The organism is Acinetobacter sp. ANC 3882 (genome assembly GCF_022549545.1).
Lineage (GTDB): Bacteria > Pseudomonadota > Gammaproteobacteria > Pseudomonadales > Moraxellaceae > Acinetobacter.
The window spans coordinates 161,342-180,288 of record NZ_JAKZGB010000008.1; the positions used below are offsets into that span (position 1 = coordinate 161,342).

14 protein-coding genes are annotated in these 18,947 nt (G+C 41.5%); 9 read left to right on the plus strand and 5 right to left on the minus strand.

Annotated elements, in window-relative coordinates:
- Positions 1-8: 8 nt before the first annotated feature.
- From MMO42_RS14680 to MMO42_RS14720, 9 genes are all read left to right on the plus strand, one after another.
- Positions 9-1,286, plus strand: coding sequence for an aromatic ring-hydroxylating dioxygenase subunit alpha (locus MMO42_RS14680; protein ID WP_241321076.1), 1,278 nt, complete (start codon positions 9-11; stop codon positions 1,284-1,286).
- A gap of 10 nt (positions 1,287-1,296) precedes the next feature.
- A complete protein-coding gene (locus MMO42_RS14685; protein WP_241321077.1) occupies positions 1,297-1,782 on the plus strand; it encodes an aromatic-ring-hydroxylating dioxygenase subunit beta in 486 nt (161 codons plus the stop codon).
- A 10-nt stretch (positions 1,783-1,792) separates the two neighbouring features.
- Positions 1,793-2,530 (plus strand): SDR family NAD(P)-dependent oxidoreductase, encoded by a 738-nt coding sequence (locus MMO42_RS14690; protein WP_241321078.1) that lies wholly within the window; start codon positions 1,793-1,795, stop codon positions 2,528-2,530.
- Between the two features lie 33 nt (positions 2,531-2,563).
- A complete protein-coding gene (locus tag MMO42_RS14695) occupies positions 2,564-3,517 on the plus strand; it encodes a PDR/VanB family oxidoreductase (RefSeq protein WP_241321079.1) in 954 nt (317 codons plus the stop codon).
- Between the two features lie 69 nt (positions 3,518-3,586).
- On the plus strand, positions 3,587-4,543 hold the full coding sequence (locus MMO42_RS14700) for a p-hydroxyphenylacetate 3-hydroxylase reductase component (RefSeq protein ID WP_005292528.1): 957 nt from the start codon (positions 3,587-3,589) through the stop codon (positions 4,541-4,543).
- A gap of 151 nt (positions 4,544-4,694) precedes the next feature.
- Positions 4,695-5,636, plus strand: a complete 942-nt coding sequence (gene feaR, locus MMO42_RS14705; RefSeq protein WP_277603353.1) for a transcriptional regulator FeaR — start codon at positions 4,695-4,697, stop codon at positions 5,634-5,636.
- 122 nt (positions 5,637-5,758) lie between these two features.
- Entirely contained in the window at positions 5,759-7,363 is a 1,605-nt protein-coding gene (locus MMO42_RS14710) for a GMC family oxidoreductase N-terminal domain-containing protein (RefSeq protein ID WP_241321080.1), read from the plus strand.
- 39 nt (positions 7,364-7,402) lie between these two features.
- Positions 7,403-8,890 (plus strand): aldehyde dehydrogenase family protein, encoded by a 1,488-nt coding sequence (locus MMO42_RS14715; RefSeq protein WP_241321081.1) that lies wholly within the window; start codon positions 7,403-7,405, stop codon positions 8,888-8,890.
- 87 nt (positions 8,891-8,977) lie between these two features.
- Positions 8,978-9,913: a transporter gene (locus MMO42_RS14720; protein WP_241321082.1), complete on the plus strand. Its 936-nt coding sequence runs from the start codon at positions 8,978-8,980 to the stop codon at positions 9,911-9,913.
- A gap of 82 nt (positions 9,914-9,995) precedes the next feature.
- On the opposite strand, the gene MMO42_RS14725 is transcribed toward MMO42_RS14720, so the two are convergent.
- The 5 genes from MMO42_RS14725 to pcaF all read right to left on the minus strand — a co-directional run bounded on the left by MMO42_RS14725 (position 9,996) and on the right by pcaF (position 18,777).
- Positions 9,996-12,428 (minus strand): penicillin acylase family protein, encoded by a 2,433-nt coding sequence (locus tag MMO42_RS14725; RefSeq protein ID WP_277603354.1) that lies wholly within the window; start codon positions 12,426-12,428, stop codon positions 9,996-9,998.
- 321 nt (positions 12,429-12,749) lie between these two features.
- On the minus strand, positions 12,750-14,939 hold the full coding sequence (locus tag MMO42_RS14730; protein ID WP_241321083.1) for a TonB-dependent siderophore receptor: 2,190 nt from the start codon (positions 14,937-14,939) through the stop codon (positions 12,750-12,752).
- Positions 14,940-15,177: 238 nt separating this feature from the next.
- Positions 15,178-16,587, minus strand: coding sequence for an MFS transporter (locus MMO42_RS14735; RefSeq protein ID WP_241321084.1), 1,410 nt, complete (start codon positions 16,585-16,587; stop codon positions 15,178-15,180).
- A gap of 182 nt (positions 16,588-16,769) precedes the next feature.
- On the minus strand, positions 16,770-17,552 hold the full coding sequence (pcaD, locus tag MMO42_RS14740) for a 3-oxoadipate enol-lactonase (protein WP_241321085.1): 783 nt from the start codon (positions 17,550-17,552) through the stop codon (positions 16,770-16,772).
- 10 nt (positions 17,553-17,562) lie between these two features.
- On the minus strand, positions 17,563-18,777 hold the full coding sequence (gene pcaF, locus MMO42_RS14745) for a 3-oxoadipyl-CoA thiolase (protein WP_241321086.1): 1,215 nt from the start codon (positions 18,775-18,777) through the stop codon (positions 17,563-17,565).
- Positions 18,778-18,947: the final 170 nt, after the last annotated feature.

Below are 18,947 nucleotides of genomic sequence, written 5' to 3' on the forward strand. Positions count from 1 at the left end.
TCAGTGACATGAATCAGATTATCCCAATGCAAAATATTGATATCGATTACAGTAGCTTAGTGCAAAGTGATCGTGCGCATACCTCCCTTTATAAAGATGAACAGATCTTTGAAGATGAGATGGAAAAAATTTATTACAGTACCTGGGTTTGGGTGGCACATGCCAGCGAGATTCCAGAAGGTGGTAGCTATAAAACCATTAATATTGGTAAGCAACCTGTTGTTGTAGTCCGTGATCGTAAGAAAAAAGTGCATGTCTTACTCAATCGCTGCCGTCACCGTGCTGCAACGGTCTGTGAACATAAAAAAGGTAAAACCAATAGTTTTGTCTGCCCATACCATGGCTGGAGTTATGCACTTGATGGTTCATTACGTGGTGTACCTTCTCCAGAAAGTTATGGTGAATGTCTGGATAAATCAGAATTTCCATTGATCAGCCTTCGTGTTGAAGAATACAACGGCATGATTTTCGCGACCTTCAAACAGGATATTGAACCCTTAGAAGATTTTCTGGGTGCTGCAAAAAAATGGATTGATCTGTTCATGAAACAAGGTGCTGGTTATCCAATTAAAGTCTTGGGTGAACATCGTTTCCGTTTCCCAGGTAACTGGAAAATTCAGTTGGAAAATACTACGGATGCTTACCATTTTCCATTGGTGCACAAGTCATTCTTAAGTTCTGTGGATGAAAAGACTGAAGAATTATTTAACTTTGAAAATCAACCTGGTTATGTCGAAGACTTAGGCAATGGCCACAGTGTCATGGTGATGATTCCTGAGCTAGTTGATTTAGATGAAGAGTTAATGGAACGTCCGATTCAGGAGCGTTTCGAAGATTTAGCACAAGCACTACGTGACGAAGGTCATGCTGAACTTGAAGTTCGCCGTATGGTTCGTGCAGTTGGTGGTTCTGGATTCAACTTGAACTTGTTCCCGAATATTGCCTGTTCAATGGCATTCTTCCGAGTGATGCAGCCGATTTCTGCACATGAAACTGAAATTCACCATTCTGTGATTACCATGGATGGTGGTCCACAAATTGCCAACCAATATCGTTTACGTCTGCATGAACATTTCCAAGGCCCATTTGGTTTCGGTACACCAGATGATTCAGAGGCTTGGGAGCGTGTACAGCACGGTGCCAACGCAGGTAATGATTTATGGATCATGTTGAATCGCGGTCTGCCTGGCGAAGTCAAAACTGAAGACGGTTTAAAGAGCGATGTGAGCGCTGAAACAGGCATGCGTGCTGCATATCAGCAGTGGAAAAAGTTGATGACGGCTTAAGGAGAGCGCGATGAAAATTGATTTAAATTTATTGAATGAAGTGACCGCGTTTATCTGGGCTGAAGCCGATATGTTGGATCATTCTGAACATGATGCGTGGCTTAATTTATGGAATGAAAAGGGTGTTTATATCATTCCAATCGACTCAAGTTTGACCGATTACGAAAATAATTTGAACTATGCCTATGACGATCATCATATGCGCAAATTACGTGTTGCCCGTTTAGAAAATGGTGAAGCGATTTCAGCATCTCCAAAGGCCAATACCGTGCGTAGTGTGTCACGTGTTCGTATCATCAAAGATCAAGATGGTGAAATTATCTTACGTTGTGCACAAAATTTACGCGAGTTCCGTAAAGAAAGTTTGAAACATTACACTGCTGATGTGACCTTTCATTTAGCTCGTGATACCGATCAGGGCTTTAAAATCAATCGTAAAATTATCAATTTAGTTAACTCTACCGATACTTTAGCGGGTATCAGTTACATTCTCTAGGAGAACAAAAATGAAACAGGTTGTTTTAGTGACTGGCGCCGCTTCTGGTTTGGGTAATGTCATTGCAGAATATTTTGCCAGTCAGGGTCATCAGGTCATTCTGTCTGCAAGTACCTTGGAAAAGGCTGAGGCTGCCAAAGCACGTAGTCCACATGCCGAAAATCTGTTCCCACTGAAATTAGATATTTCAGTTGAAGCTGATTTTCATGCAGCTGTGCAGTGGATTACACAAAATTTTTCCAAGCTGGATGTGCTGATTAACAATGCCACGGTCACCAAAGCAACACCTGTTTTGGACATCACTGCTGCTGATTTTGATTGGATTACGCAAGTCAATCAACGTGGCACTTTTCAAGCCTGTCAGATCATTGGCAAATATATGGCAGATCAAGGCTATGGCCGTATTGTCAATATGGCTTCTTTAGCCGGTCAAAATGGCGGGACGGCAACAGGTGCGCACTATGCAGCGACTAAAGGTGCCATTGTGACATTGACAAAAATCTTTGCCAAAGAGTTTGCAGCTAAGGGCGTTACTGTGAATGCCATTGCTCCTGGACCTATGGAATCGCCAATCGTACACAGCGTGGTATCTGACGAAAAAATGTCGCAGTTTATTCAAAATATACCGGTCAAAGCATTGGGTAGTATGGAATTCATTGCTGAAACCTGTGCTTTATTGGCAAGCCCAAGTGCAGCCTTTGTGACGGGTGCGACATGGGATATTAACGGTGGATTATTTATGCGTTAAGCCATTGGTTTAACGCGTAAAAGGAGATTAATCATGACTACACTTTATAATGTTGTTGTCAAAAACCGACATGTTGAAGGTGAAAATGTTGCAGTCATGGAATTTGAATCTGCAACATCGACAGCTTTGCCAAAAGTTGAGGCTGGTGCCCATATTGATGTGCATTTACCCAATGGCATGGTACGTCAATATTCACTTTGCCAAAATCCGAATGACCTCGGAAAATTCCGTCTAGGGATTTTACGTGATCCAGAATCTCGTGGTGGCTCAATTTCTGCATTCGATGAATTGAAAGACGGCATGCAGATTCAGGTCAGTGAACCTAAAAATCTTTTCCCTTTGGTGAAAGCAAAACATTCAGTGCTGATTGGCGGTGGTATCGGCATCACGCCATTAATCACCATGGCCTATCAATTGGCGCAAGAAGGCGAATCTTTTGAGTTGCATTATTGTGGTGCTAGCCCTGAACGCTGCGCTTTTGTTGATGAAATTAAAACAGGCGCATTAGCACCCTTTACCACCTTTCATTTTAAATCTGAGGGTGCCAGCCATCGTGAATTTTTCCAATCCGCAATTAAGGGCATTGATGCTGCAAGTCATATTTATACTTGTGGGCCCAATGGCTTTATGGACTGGGTGATTAATTTGGCGGTTACACAAAGCTTTCCTGAACAGCAAATTCATAAAGAATATTTTCAGGTTGAAGTGGAAACAGGTGGTGAGGCTTTTGAAGTGGTGGCTGAACGCAGTGGCAAAATCATTTTGGTCAACTCTGAAGAAACCATTTTGCAAGCCTTGGCTCGTGAAGGCATTGAGATTGAGATGTCATGCGAGCAAGGCGTTTGCGGTACCTGCATGTGCGATGTGATTGAAGGTGAACCAGACCACCGCGATGTATATTTTACCGATGAAGAAAAAGCCAGCAACGAGCAAATATTGGTGTGTTGTTCCCGCTCTAAGTCAGCACGGTTGGTACTCGATATTTAAGGGATTTAAATAGGATAAATCCCTATCAGATACAGGCCGAAAATAGGATAAAAGATTCAGGAGAGAATAATGAACTCATTAAAAACAATGGATGAAATCACAATAGATCCAATGAAGTTCAGACGTGCCCTAGGTAATTTTGCAACAGGCGTCACCATCATGACCGCGCAAAATGAACAAGGTGAAAAAGTGGGCGTGACGGCCAATAGTTTTAATTCAGTGTCTTTGGACCCACCGCTGATTTTATGGAGTATTGATAAAAACTCATCCAGTTTCCCCGTGTTTGAACAGGCTTCGCATTTTGCCGTAAACATTTTGTCAGGTTCTCAAATTGACCTGTCCAATAAGTTTTCACGCCGTAATATTGATAAGTACGAAGGTACAAACTATCGGGAAGGCGCTGGTTCTGCACCAATGTTGGAGAATTGTTCAGCAGTTTTTGAATGTGAACGCCATCAGATTATTGAAGGTGGTGATCACTGGATTATCGTTGGCAAAGTAGTGAATTTTCATGATCAAGGACGTAGTCCTTTGGTTTATCACCAAGGCGCATATTCTGGTGTCATTCCACATCCGTTATTGCAGTTGAAAGAGACAGGTGAAGACGAGGATGTAGGCGAAATGTATCAGGGCCATTTATATGGCAATGTTTGCTATCTGATGAGCCGCGCATTTAAATTTTATCAAACTGACTATATCCCAAAGCAATTAGTGACAGGATTCCGTACCAGTGAGGCACGTCTGTTATTAGTACTAGGCAGTGGAACAGCTTCAAACAAAGCGGATTTGCCACGTGATATTGCCATGCCAATGCGTGAAGTCGAGCAAGCTGCGACAATCTTGAAAAAAGATGGTTTGTTACTTGAAAGTGATGGCTTTTTTAAATTGACAGAAAAAGGCAAGAAAACAGCCCATTATCTGTTTGATATTGCAGACAGCCATCAAAATGAGGTGTTTGCAAAATATCCAGATGATGAAAAAGAGATTTTCATCAAGATTCTGAAAGATATTGCCGGAATTGCATAACCTGCTGAAAACCGGCAGGAATGTATGTTCTTGTCGGTTTTTTAATTGGGCATTGATTTTAGATGATGATAGCCAGGCCTAATCTCAGGTTTTTCTTCTTTCTTTAACTGTATAGGCCAAATGTTTTAATTAGAGGCAGGATGCCTTAAAACTGATTTCATCGATCTATTCGAGGGAAATAAGGGTGGATAAGCATAAAAAAAGTGAAATGACACAATGGTCTGAAAATATTCAAAATGTTTGTGGTGACTTTAAAACCAGTTTTGATAAGCAACCTGATTTATTTATTGGTGAAGTACAGTCTTTTTTATTGGGCGAAACTGAAATTGTCTTTATTAAAAGTAATGCGATTTATTTTTTAAGAAAAAAAGGAATGGCGGACCGAGTCAACGATCGTTTCTGTTTTCTGGTTTTGCAACATACGGGGAAAATGCGTATTAGCTATAAGAATCAGGACATTAGTTTAAATGAAGGGGATATCGTTCTACTGGACCCGAATGAAACGATTGAAATGTATCCTCAAGGGCTATTTACACATATTTCTGTACACCTCTCTCGCGAAAAATTATTCAAGCAAGGTATTACAACTGATTATTTTGGCAAATTAATTACCTCAAATATGAGTGGTCATCTGCTCAAATGTTTATTGCAAGGTTTATCAGCAGCAAACATTGAACTTTGGTATGCAGAAGAAGATGGCAATGCATTTGAAGATGCCCTAATTGCTTTAATTAAACCGACCATTAATTATAAAAATATCGAAATGATCGACCATCACAGGTTGAAAGCAGAACGATTTATTTTAGAAAATTTAGTCCATCCTAATTTGAATGCCCAAATGATTGCGGATCATTTAAATATTTCTATCAGACAGCTATATCGTTTATTCAAGAACGAAGAAACCTCAATCCATAAATATATTCAAATGCGTAGACTGGAAAAAGTTCAATATGATCTTAAAGACAATAAAAATAAGAACTTATCTATTACAGAAATGGCGATGAAATGGGGCTTTGGAGACAGTGCGCATTTTTCAAAATTGTTTAGAAAGATCGTAGGGATCTCTCCTAAAGCGTTTAGAGCAAAAACATAAGCTTATTATTGTTATTTATAGTCTGCATGTCACTTTTTTACCCTATCTCCGTCGCATTTTGACAAGAACAAGTGACCCAATAAATGTCAAATTCTACTAAAGGATTTTAAGTAGAGACAATTATGAAAAGCGAATACGACTACATCATCATAGGTGCAGGTTCAGCAGGTTGTGTCGTTGCAGCTCGGTTACTAGAGGCAAAAGCTGGCTCGGTACTCGTGTTAGAAGCAGGTGAAAAGGACAGCAGTATTTTCCATACAATTCCAGCAACCGTGATTAAAGTATTTCAGCAAAAGTCTTGGCCGTATATGACGGTACCGCAACAGCATTGTAATCAGCGTGAAATGATTCTTGCACAAGGCAAAGTACTCGGTGGTGGCAGTTCAGTGAATGGCATGATTTATTGCCGTGGTCAGCGTCATGACTATGATTTATGGGCTTCAGAATGGGGTTGTAATCAATGGTCCTATCAGGATGTCTTACCTTTTTTCAAAAAAGCTGAAAATAATGAAAGTTTAGGTGATCAATATCACGGGCAAAATGGCATTTTACCTGTGAGTGAAAACCGTTACCGTCATCCATTAACTTTGGCCTGTATTCGAGCTGGTCAGGAAATGGGTATGAAATATGTTACGGATATTAATGGTTGGGATCAGGATGGCGTAGGTTTTTATCAAACCACAACTAAAAATGGTGAGCGTGCTAGCACATCAAAAACCTATTTAAAGTCTGTCCTTAATCATCCTAATTTAACCGTTCAAACCGAAGCATTGGTTCACAAAATTGAAATTGAAGGGCATGTTGCCAAAGGCGTGACTTTTAGTGTGAAAGGTGCCACACCTGTCACCGTAAAGGCTAAAAAGGAAGTGATTGTAAGTGCGGGTGCAATAGGAAGCCCGAAAGTATTGATGTTATCAGGCATTGGGCCGAAAGCACATTTGGAAGAACTCGGGATTACCTGTCGACAAGATTTACCTGTGGGCGATAATTTTCATGATCATTTACACGTCTCTCTCAATGCCACAGTCACGACACAAAATAGCCTGATTGGAAATGACAAAGGTTTTAAAGCACTTAAACATGGAATTCAATGGTATTTCACCCGTTCAGGATTACTGACAACCAATATTTTAGAAGGTGCGGGTTTTATTGATACTTCTAATTTTGGGCGACCTGATGTCCAGTTCCATTTCTTACCTGTGCTGGATAATTTCGATAATACCCCTGGCGAAAAAGCGGAAACGGAAGTCCATGGTCTTACGATCAAAGCAGGGCATATACAGCCAAAAGCACGAGGCAAAATTCGCTTAAAAAGCTCAGATCCTAAAGCATTGCCGATTATCGATCCTAATTTTTTGGGTCATCAAGATGATATTGATGCCAATATTCGTGCGATTCAGGCCGGTCTACGTTTGCTGCAACAACCTGCTTTAAAGGCGGTTGTAAAAGAGGTTATTGAGCCTGCAAATGTTGAACCAGATGATATCGCCGGGATTGATAAATGGATGCGCCAAAATATCAAGACCGTTTATCACCCAGCAGGTAGCTGCAAAATGGGGAATTCTGCACAGGATTCCGTCACGGGCCAAAACTTAAAAGTACATGGATTCCAAAATTTAAGAGTCATCGACTGCTCAATATGTCCACAAGTTCCAAGTGGAAACACCAATGCCATCGCAATCATGATTGGTGAGCGCGGTGCTGATTTTATCGTCAATAATGCTTGATGATTTTATTTTTAGTTGTATTAAAACGAGGATAGAAAGATGAGTGAAGTACAAGTTTTAGCGAGTGTTCAGCAATTTATTGAGCGTCAACATGGTCATTTTATTGATGGTAAATGGGTTAATGTAGACAATCAGCAACGTATAGAATTAATTAATCCTGCAACTGAACAGGTTGTTTCAACCATTGCTGTGGGCAGTCAGGGTGATGTCGAAAAAGCAGTACACAGTGCACATGTTGCATTTACCAATGCGTGGGCCAACACCTCGCCTTACGAGCGTGGTATCAAACTGAATAAATTGGCAGATTTGGTTGAAGCGCATTCTGAAGAATTAGCACAGTTGGAAACCTTGACTACAGGTAAGTTAATTAATTTGGCTAGACATCTGGAAGTAGCCAATACTGTTATTTTTCTACGTTATTTTGCGGGTTGGGCGACCAAAATTCATGGTCAAACCATGCAGCCATCGATTCCATCCGCAAATGGTGAAAAATACACTGCGTATAGCATACGTCAACCTGTTGGTGTAGTGGCAGGCATTGTGCCATGGAATTTTTCATTGATGATTGGGATCTGGAAGATTGGTTCAGCACTCTCTACAGGCTGTACTATTGTTGTGAAGCCGAGTGAGTTCACTACACTTTCTTTATTACGTTTAGCTGAGCTTGCGATTGAAGCGGGAATTCCAGCGGGTGTCATTAACGTCGTAACAGGTGCAGGACAAACAGGTCAGCACTTAATCGACTCGAAGTTAGTCAAAAAAGTTTCCTTCACAGGTTCTGTGCCAACAGGAATTGCGATTGGTAAGCAGGCAACTGGCAATGATTTAAAACATATCAGTTTAGAACTCGGTGGCAAAAATGCAGCGGCAATTTTAGCGGATGCCAATATCGATGAAATTTTACCTACCTTGTTGCAAGCAACTTATGTGCATCAAGGGCAAGTCTGCGCAGCACCTGAGCGTTTCTTGGTCCACCGCTCTAAATATGATGAGTTGGTACAAAAGGCAGCCGCTGCAATTCAACAACTGAAAATTGGTTCACCGCTAGATGAATCAAGCATGCTTGGACCTTTATCGAATAAACCACATCTTGAAAAAGTAAAACATTATCTTGATTTGGCTCAGCAAAATCAGCAGATCATTTCAGGCGGAAAGGTACTGGAGAAAACGGGTTATTTTGTCGAACCAACTTTGCTTGCGGTGAAAGATATCAATGATCCTTTATTTTTGGAGGAAACTTTTGGCCCTGTGATTTCTGTAACGCCATTTGACAGTGATGATGAGTTAATTGAAATGATGAATCATTCACGCTTTGGCTTAACCGCAAGTTTATGGACTAATGATTTGTCGAAAGCATTACGATTAATTCCTCGTGTGGAAGCAGGTTCTATCTGGGTCAATATGCATACCTTCCTTGATCCAGCAGTGCCTTTTGGCGGAGTAAAAGCATCAGGAGTGGGACGTGAATTCTCGGATGCATTTATCGAGGACTATACCGAGTTGAAATCGGTAATGATTCGCTACTAAGTCAATTCATTCTAAACAGCAAAACGAGGAGATGTCGGCATTTGACATCTCCTTGAGGATCTTTTTGCGTAAAATAAGGATATTAAAATGAAAAAACAATCGATCGCTTTAACTTTGTTGTGCAGTTCTGGTGCTGTTTATTCCGGTGATCTACCCACCATTAATTTAGGTATGTCGAGTTTCGTCGATGGTGCTGTTCCTGCAGGGACAGGTTGGTATGCACAAACCTATTTCCAAAATTATAGTGCCGATAGTATTCGAGATGCACAAGGCAACAAAATTCCACTACCTCGATCAGAAATTGATTATCAGGCGATCGTCCAGCAAATCAGCTATATGTCTGATATTAAAGTGGCGGGTGGAAATATCGGTTTAAATATGTTGGTACCTATCCTTGGGCATATTGATGTGGATGATGGTTTGAATCATCAGGCAATTAAGGCTCAACGAGGATTAGGTGATTTGCTGATTGGGCCATTTATTCAGTTTGATCCGATTATGGGAGAAAATGGACCAAAATTTTCTCATCGTTTTGAATTCCAAATGAATTTTCCAACAGGACGCTATGATCGCAACAAAGACATTAACCCAAGTGCAAATGCCGTGTCTTTAGATCCGTATTGGGCTGCGACTTATTGGTTAAATCCTCAATGGACGGTATCAACGCGATTACATTATCTGTATAACTTTAAAAATGATGATCCAAATTCTAGTTTTGGCAATGCTGATGACATGCAGGCAGGGCAAGCTTTCCATGCAAACTTTGAAACCAGCTATGCAGTGAATCCGCAACTCCGTTTGGGGCTAAATGGGTATTGGTTAAAACAAATCACTGATACAGAAGTCGATGATGAAAAGGTGAAAGGTCGCCGTGAGCAAGTCTGGGCCATTGGTCCCGGAGCAATGTATAGCTTTTCACAACATGATCATTTGGTTGCAAATGCCTATTTCGAGCAAGATGCCGAAAATCGGCCACAAGGAACCAGTGTGATTTTAAGATTTGTGCATCATTTCCATAAATAATGATTTAAATGTAATCTAAGCAGCAAAATATCTTGTGGATATTTTGCTGCTTTAACAGAAGCCTCAATGTCAGCTGAGTCTTTTAATAGTCTAAAGTTATACTTTGTTGACTGGATTGCTCAATTTGCTTCTGATCAACGGCATCATCCTTACATGTGTAGTTTTCAAATAATGACAATTGGTCTGCAAAATGGGCATCAGGTTTGCCGTGTCGATCAATGAAACCACTTTGGCCTGGGGCTAAGATTGAACACATACTGACCTGATTCGGATTGAGTACCACTCTAAAGGTTGCACTGCCTGTATTGCCATACGTGCTTAGCTTTTGTTGATGTGCAAGATCAGCCCATGGAATACCCACTGAATTTTTGGCAGAAAAACCCATGGTCGCAACAGGAATTTTCCAGTCACTCGGTTCAGTCGACTGGTATTGCTTGGATAGCTCATTTAAAGCATTCTCCAACGCAGTCAACACCACCTCATCTGCGCTTTGACCTTTTAAGAAATCAACATGTTGTGGAACACTTGCCTGTTTGCCTTGTAGGGCATTCCAGATTAATTTTGATGCGCTAGCTGGTTGAGCACTGCGAGGATCATTATTGACTGGATAAAGGGTGTCGGTATAACGTTGATAAATACTTTCGGATAAGTTTGGTTTTAATACCAATACAATCATTTGATTCAGCCATGCACGCATGATGGCAGGTGCTGCACCTTGATAATATTTAGCTTCACTGTCTGGGCGTAATTTGAGATCCCAGCCCGCCAATAGCGGAGCAACTTTTTTAGCCAAAGGGGATGCTTCTTCGCTTTGCGCTGCCTTGATCATGTACGGAATAAAATAGCGCGCATTTAGATCCGACCACGCACCTGTTTTATTGATGTCCCAAATGTCCTGTTGGCTTAATTTCTGTTTGCTTTGCAACGGTTCAATCAGTTCATTGACGCGATCTACATGTGAAAAATTGGATGAATCAGAGCGTAAACCTGCATACGCTTTATTATTCCAACTACTGATATAGCCTTTTTCAGGATTATATTGTTTAGGATTATGCGAGAAATCGTAGAAACCTTGCCATTCCATTGAGCCGTCACCTTGTGCAGGCAGCTGAATGTGCTGGTTTTCTAGACGGATTGGTAAACGTCCCAACGCAGCGACACCAATATTGTTTTTGGTATCGGCATAGAACCATGTGATGGATGCTGCAACACGTTTGGCTTGGTTGAGAAACTCCTCCCAATTGGTCGCTTTCGCAGCATTGGCCCAACCCAATAAGGTATCAACTTCGACACCTTCCCAGCTCCGTTTTTGTGCATAGGCGGTATGATTTTTTTCATCCCGTGCACTGACAAAACCTTGTTTGCTCTTATAGACATCCAATACATAGTCGGCTTGGCTGCGGACTTTGATTTTGACCTGTCTATAGTCAAATGGAATATAGCTGCCTTTATACAGGTATTGCTTGGCATTACTTGGGTTGACATTGAGTTGATAGACATCATTGGTGTCTAGGGATCCAACTGTTGAACCCCATGCAATTTTGCCGTTGGTTCCAAATAAAATAGCAGGTAAGCCTACAGGGGTAATGCCTGTTAAATTATAGCCAGCGCCGTGTAAACCAATCCCATAGGTAATGGCAGGGGTGTACCATCCTTGTTGCGGGCCATTATATAAAACGGTTTGTCCTTCTACCGTCTTGTCACCTGTTAAAACCCAAGCATTACTTGCAGTCGGTACCCCATCAACCACACTTTTACCCATGGCAATACGTGCTTGAGCTAAATAGTGCGCTGTGGCTGTGCTTGATATCGGCAAAATCTGCTTGGTCTTTGCTTGCTGGCGGGCTGAAAATTGTGGTTTCTGGTCAGATTGGATAATGGTCGGGGCAGTTGGGTCATCCAACCAACGTAACTGTTGATAGACTTTTAAGCCTTGCTCTTGACCTTTTTCCTTTTGTAATTGGGTGAGCAGATCTAAATTTGCGACTTCTGAACTTGCCGAGAAGAAACGGTTTAAAATTAAGCCAACCCATACCAGTGCAATATCTTCTGACTGCCATGTAGAGGGTTTGAAGTCATAATCGATGAATTCTTTTGGCATGAGTTCTGGATTGGCTAGGACCTCTTTGACCCGTTTATTAAACCCAGCTGCATAACCATCAAAAATAGCTCGGTCTTCTGGGGAAAGTTGGGCAAGTTGCTGTTTGATATTTTCTGGATCAAAACGGCTGTGTGTTGCAATATCGTATTGCAGATAGTCAGGCCCTAGTACTTCGGCAACAGTGCCTTGGCCTGTACGTTTTGACATTTCCATCTGAAATAAGCGATCGGTTGCCACTGCATAACCATAGCCATAAAAAAGACCATAGGTGTCATTTGCATAGACATGTGGCGTACCAAAGCTATCTCGTTTGATGGTGATCTGTTTTGACGTAGGAGGCGTTTCTAAATTTGAAGATGAATTACATCCTACCAGTAAGGCACAACTTAGACCTAAAATTCCATTTCTAAACAGAGCATGTTGATAGATTGACCGATAAGTAGGTTCATGATTTTTCAATTTTTAGATATCCTTATTTCGCTATGATTTAAGTGTGAATAATTTGAAAATCTTATTTCTGATGCTGAAATGATTCACAGATGAACATGCCTTGTTCATTGAATAAAATTATGATGATTTATCTATGTAATTTTCCATTACCTTGTGGGTATATCTTTATACTTTAAAAGCGTTTTAATTATTTTAAATAAGAGAGCTTTAATATTTTTCTTCTATTGGAAATGAAAAAAGTCTTGTATTGGCAATACTTTAATGAAGGAAGCTAGGTTGATAACTTTAAAAATTGAAAGTCGTTGAGAGTAACAGCGTTCTTGGTGTACTCATCGTCATATAGCTACTAGGATTGGCTTCCCAATAGGCTTTATTAAAAACATTATTTAAGTTGGCCTGAAAGGTAATAGGTGTATGACCAATTTGGGTACGATATCGAGCACCTAAATCAAAGCGTGACCAGTCTGGTACAGATTGGCTGTTATCTGTGCTTACATAAGCTTTTGCGCTATGTATGATACGACTTGTTAGTGTCAATTGAGGAGCAAAAGAGGTATCCCATTCCAGACCCAAATTGGCAAGGAACTGCGGTGTAGCAATCGCATGATTATGGTCATGTTCACGATTTTGTGTCCGACGTAATCTCCCATCTAAATAAGTCACACCACCTAGAAAATGCAGTGTAGGACTAATATTTCCAAAACCATTTAACTCAACACCTCGGTTTTGTTGTTCACCTTTTAGACTATAAATATTGGTTTCTGGGTCGACTATGCCTGTAGGCATACGGATTTGAAAAAGTGCGAATGTACCACCAAAAGCACCTAGGTCAAATTTACTCCCAATCTCATATTGCTTAGATTTATAAGGGGCGAAGACCTGATTAAAATTTGCCGCATCGGCTGGCGGTTTTGCACCTGCGGTTAGGGCCTCAATGTAGTTGGCATAAAAAGAAAGCTGTTTAAATGGTTTATATACCAAAGCAAATGAAGGGGTTGTCGCACTTTCATGATAAGGATTAGTTTTTTCACCATTAGCTGAAAAGTTACTGGTTTCAACCTGCTGATGACGTAGACCGATTGTGAATTGAACTTGCTCTTGGGGCGAAGATAATGTGTCTGCTAAGACGATACTTTTTAAAATGGTTTCATTACTTTTTGACTCTGGTGTAATAGAAATGGGCTCTCCTGGACTATCTGGATAAGTTGGATGATAAATATTGGTGAGGTAATTACCATATTTAGTTTGGCCAAACCATCCCTGTTGGCGGAAGGTATTTGCAGCTAAAACCAATTGATATTGAAGGGGTCCCGTAGATACTGTAGCTCGAGTGCCAAGCTCAGCTGAGACCGTTGTGTTATGGCCCTGCTGGAAGTTTGAGTTCGAACGTGTATCGCCATTACTATTTAATATCGTTAGCCCTGGTGCTTCTTGTTTGTCATATTCAAAGCGATTATGGCCAACTGCACCGTATATCTTGAAAGTATCATTGAGTTGATATTCGCCACGGGTCAAAAAAGTTAAGCTGTTAGCATTAGAATAATCAAATAAAGCGGATAAGTTAATGTTGGGGTCTGGTGCTTTGGGGATGCGAATTCCTACGATAGGCGTTAGACCGCGTACCGCTCGGTTCATCATATCTTTTTGATAAATGATATCTGCGGAAAGATTGAAACGATCTGCTTGGTAGTCTATTCCTAAAGAGTGTGAACTATTCCTTGAATTTTGATGGTCAATACTGGTATCACCATCACGATATGCTGAGTTCAGTCGTAGACCAAACTCTTGATTTTCACCGAAACGTTGTCCTAGGTCAGCATGGATACCGAAGTGTTGATCAGAACTATATTCAGTTGTCACTTGGGTGAGCGACTGCTTATCCGCTCGCTTTGTTACGACATTGACATTGCCGCCAATGCCACCGAATGGAGACATTCCATATAAAAAAGCACTGGCACCGCGAATCAGTTCAATACGTTCAACAGGATCAACACCAACACGATAAGCAGGAACCAGACCAAATAATCCATTTAAAGCCATATCATCATTTTCAATCCGAAAGCCACGGATGGTGAGTGCGTCGTAGCGATTGGTGCTCCCCGTGGTTGTACGAACAGAAGCATCAGCTGTAGTCAGTGTTTCAGCAACACTGAGCGCTTGTTGGTGGCGAATGGTATCTGAGCTATAACTGACCTGACTGTAGGGCGTGTCCATATAATCCTTATTGCCCAAAATTCCAATTTGCCCAGTTCGAGATATTTGGCCGCCCGCATAAATTGTGGGATTAACCTGATCAGCAACCACCTTAATCGTCGGAAGCGTCGATTTAGCAACTTTTGAAGGAGCCTGATTCATTGGTATGGAATGATCATCAGCCATGGCAGTCTTTGCAGAGTTACAAAGTAAGGTCATCATGGTCAGTTGAAAGATACGGATTATTTTTTTGTTGCTAGCTTTAGATGAGGGTAACAACATGCTGATGTCCTGTTAAATCTAGATAAATGTCCTTTTGCCTTGATCAAATCAACAATGATGATTTGGCATTGACTAAATTTAAAACAGGATAATATGGGATTTGATTTTAATGCTAATGATTATTGTTTTTGATTTCGGAAAAGCTATAACTGGCATAGCTTTCCCGAAAAAATGCAAGAAATATTGTCCTATTTAGTATTATTTTTTTGCTTGTATCGTTGATTAACGTGCTGGAAAATCAGCGCATCAATTTTTTAGCTAAACGGTCTGGATTGAGAAAGAAAATATTGATTAGACCAACGACCACCAAATAGAGACCAATATAATGAAAACCTTGGTTCATTCCTGTAGTCAGGTTTTCTAGCATTTGTGCTGTGAGTGGGACACCTTTGGCCGGGCTGATATAACCTGCGTGATCCATTAAATATCCCACCATTGTTGGTGAAATCATTCCACCAATGGATGCCGTTGCAACTAAGGTTGCCATAACGGCGGCACGTTGTTGAGGGCAAACGCTATAACTGACCGTCATTGTCGCCAGTGGAAAACACATGGAAAATCCAGCTGCAACTGTGATGAGGAGTAGATTAAGGTTTCCTGTTGAAAGAGGTAGCAGATAAAAGGCAAAACCTGAAAATAATAAAAGTAAGCCAAAGACCACGCCAAAAGCGACATGAACACTTCTCCCTTTTTGCAACAGCACTTTAGAAATATAGCCTGCGATTGCCAAGGTAATCGCACCTAGAATCCAAGGGAAACTGGAAATAAAAGCAATCATTTCAGGAGAGAATTGGTGACTCGATGCAATATATTTAACGGCCCATGTGGTTAGAAAACCCAATGACCAAAAACAGCCTAGGCCAGCCAGAAAAGCGGAGATAAACATTTGCGAGAAAAAAATCTTGAAAATAGGGACAGGTTTTAAATGATCAACAAAAGAGATAATACTTTGACTGTTGTGCTCAACCTCTTTGGTTGCGGGAACAGGAGGAGTCGCTGAGTCTTGAATTTTATGAAAATGACTATAGGGACCTTCTTTGCAAATACAGAGCCACAACAGACTCCAGATGATACCTACAACACCGAGAAAACCAAAAGCCCAACGCCAGCCCCAATTCGGATGGGCAATGATGTAAGCCAAAATGGGTGCTGCAACAATCGGTCCAAGCATTGTTCCTGAAGCAACAAGGCTACTCGGAAAACCCCGAGCGCTGGGTTCAAACCAACCTTGGACATGGGTTAATGAGATTGATGAAGCAGGGCCTTCTGCTGCACCGAGTACAATACGTGTCACCAATAATGTGGTGAGGCCACTGCCTAAAAGCATAGGAAACTGTAACAGTGCCCAACTCAAACCCATGATTAAAAGTAACCAGCGTGTTTGAACTTTTTCTGCCATAAAGCCAACGGCAATCCCAGAGATTGCGAACAAGAAGAAAAAGGCACTGCCGATAAAACCAAACTGGGTCGCCGTGAGTCCTAATTCCGCCATGACTGGTTCGGCAACAAGGCCTAAGACTGCTTTATCAGCAAAATTAATCATTTGAAACAGTACTAAAAGTGCTGTAATTAACCATGCCCGTTTCATATTTTTAGGCGTAAATAACGGGTTTGAAACTGTATTATTCTGAGCTGGGTTGATATGCATTGCATCATCCTTATGCTGAGAGCCACTGAACTTCGATCAAAGATTCAATAGGCGCTAAATCCATTTAAAAAATCAAATATAGGTATCCATGTTCTAAGCCCAAACTGTATTGGACAGGGTTGATCTGTTTTCTAATTCTATCGGGTTATTGCGCTGCTCATGCAGCAGCGCTTTGTTTTGACTTAGGTTTTGTTAATAAAGTTGAATAATGCTTGGTTAAATGCATCTACCTGTTCAATATTCGAAATATGTGATGCATTGATTTCGACCAGTTGAGCATTTGGGATCTGCTGTTGCATAAATTGTCCATCTGTCACTGTGGTCACAGGGTCTTGTGTGCCTGCAATAATTAAAACCGGGATGGGGATTTCGAAAAGCTGATCACGAACATCCGCCTTAGCCAAAGCTTCACAACAATTGGCATAGCCTATAGCGCTGCCAGCACTTAAGTCGTTACATAGATTATTTACAATCGCTGTTTGGCTTTGGATAAAGGGATCTGTAAACCATCGCGATGCGGCAGTGGCTGCGATGGGTTGTAAACCTTGTTCACGGACTAATGTTGCACGATCCAACCATGCTTGTTCTTGACCAATTTTTGCCGCAGTATTGGCGACTATGACGTGGCTGAATCGTTGTGGATAATGAATTGCCAACCATTGACCAGTCAAACCTCCCATGGAAATGCCGCAAAAAATTGCCTTATCAATATCTAGATGATCAAGTAAGCGGACGACATCTTCACCCAGTTGTTTGAGCGTATAGGGGCCTGTTGGGGTTGATGATGAACCATGACCACGGGTGTCATAACAAATCACATAAAAATGTTGTTTAAAATAATTGAACTGCTTCTGCCACATTCCATAGTTGGTGCCTAAGGAGTTGGAAAATACTAGAGCAGGGGAAGAGGAATCACCAAAAGTTTGATAATTGATCTGTGTATCGGCAGATTGAAAAACTGACATTCGCTATTCCTTAATTTTGATCAACACGTTGAATAATCAGAGCAATGCCTTGACCGACACCAATACACATCGAACACAAGGCATATTCACCTTTGATTTGTTCAAGCTGGTTTAAAGCTGTGGTCACCAGACGCGCGCCTGAAGCACCGAGTGGATGACCCAAGGCAATTGCACCACCATTCGGGTTAATTCGTGCATCATCATCCGCCAAAGCTAAATCACGGGTCACAGCTAGGGCTTGTGCGGCAAAGGCTTCGTTTAACTCAATCACGTCCATTTGATCTAAAGTCAAATTGGCCTGCTTGAGCAGTTTCTTGATGGCAGGTGCAGGTGCAAAACCCATAATCCGTGGTTCAACACCCACTGTGGTGGCTGCAATGATTTTGGCACGTGGCTTGAGTTGATATTTTTCCACCGCTTCGTCTGAAGCAATCAATAAGGCAGCAGCACCATCGTTGATCCCAGAAGCATTACCTGCGGTGACTGTACCTTCGGCTTTGACCACACCTTTGAGTTTGCTTAAAGCTTCCAATGTCGTTGATGCACGTGGATGCTCATCACTCTCTACCACAATGGCATCGCCCTTACGCTGTGGAATCGTCACAGGCACGATTTCGTTCGAGAAGAAGCCCTTGGCTTGTGCGGTTGCAGTACGTTGCTGGCTGTTTAAGGAAAACCTATCTTGATCGGCACGGTTAATATTGAACTGTTCTGCCACGTTTTCTGCAGTTTGTGGCATGCTGTCCACACCATACATTTCTTTGAGTTTTGGATTGATAAACCGCCAACCCATGGTGGTGTCTTCAATCTTTTGACTACGTCCAAAGGCACTGTCCGATTTGCCCATCACATAAGGGGCACGGCTCATGCTTTCCACACCGCCTGCAATAATCAAATCTGCTTCATTGGCTTTAATGGCACGGGCAGCCATCGCAATTGCATCCAGTGACGAACCACATAAACGGTTTACTGTGGTTGCTGGCACTTGATAAGGTAAGCCTGCCAATAATGCTGACATACGTCCGACGTTACGGTTATCTTCACCTGCCTGATTGGCACAGCCATAGATCACATCATCGACTTGCTGCCAATCTACACTTGGGTTACGTTGCATTAAGGCCTGAATGGGAATAGCTCCCAAATCATCTGCACGTACTGGTGCAAGACCGCCGGCATAACGACCAAATGGGGTACGGATGGCATCGATGATATAAGCATTTTTCATATTCTTACATTTCCATTTCTAAATCTGTTGTGATCACTGCCACAAATTACGGGTTTAGTCATTCTTCCTTTGCGTAGGCATTGCCTATACAAAAAACCTCTGCTTTAACCCGTAATTAGTGGCTGTGTAAACATTATCCTTGAGTCACATCAATCAATTGAGCACCTGTC

What these genes read in the sequence shown, in the direction of transcription:
- pcaD (WP_241321085.1), bottom strand. Translation starts at nt 17,552, where the DNA reads ATGTCAGTTTTTCAATCTGCCGATACACAGATCAATTATCAAACTTTT.
- MMO42_RS14715 (WP_241321081.1), top strand. Translation starts at nt 7,403, where the DNA reads ATGAGTGAAGTACAAGTTTTAGCGAGTGTTCAGCAATTTATTGAGCGT.
- MMO42_RS14710 (WP_241321080.1), top strand. Translation starts at nt 5,759, where the DNA reads ATGAAAAGCGAATACGACTACATCATCATAGGTGCAGGTTCAGCAGGT.
- MMO42_RS14680 (WP_241321076.1), top strand. Translation starts at nt 9, where the DNA reads ATGAATCAGATTATCCCAATGCAAAATATTGATATCGATTACAGTAGC.
- MMO42_RS14690 (WP_241321078.1), top strand. Translation starts at nt 1,793, where the DNA reads ATGAAACAGGTTGTTTTAGTGACTGGCGCCGCTTCTGGTTTGGGTAAT.
- MMO42_RS14730 (WP_241321083.1), bottom strand. Translation starts at nt 14,939, where the DNA reads ATGTTGTTACCCTCATCTAAAGCTAGCAACAAAAAAATAATCCGTATC.
- MMO42_RS14735 (WP_241321084.1), bottom strand. Translation starts at nt 16,587, where the DNA reads ATGCATATCAACCCAGCTCAGAATAATACAGTTTCAAACCCGTTATTT.
- MMO42_RS14700 (WP_005292528.1), top strand. Translation starts at nt 3,587, where the DNA reads ATGAACTCATTAAAAACAATGGATGAAATCACAATAGATCCAATGAAG.
- pcaF (WP_241321086.1), bottom strand. Translation starts at nt 18,777, where the DNA reads ATGAAAAATGCTTATATCATCGATGCCATCCGTACCCCATTTGGTCGT.
- MMO42_RS14695 (WP_241321079.1), top strand. Translation starts at nt 2,564, where the DNA reads ATGACTACACTTTATAATGTTGTTGTCAAAAACCGACATGTTGAAGGT.
- MMO42_RS14685 (WP_241321077.1), top strand. Translation starts at nt 1,297, where the DNA reads ATGAAAATTGATTTAAATTTATTGAATGAAGTGACCGCGTTTATCTGG.
- MMO42_RS14720 (WP_241321082.1), top strand. Translation starts at nt 8,978, where the DNA reads ATGAAAAAACAATCGATCGCTTTAACTTTGTTGTGCAGTTCTGGTGCT.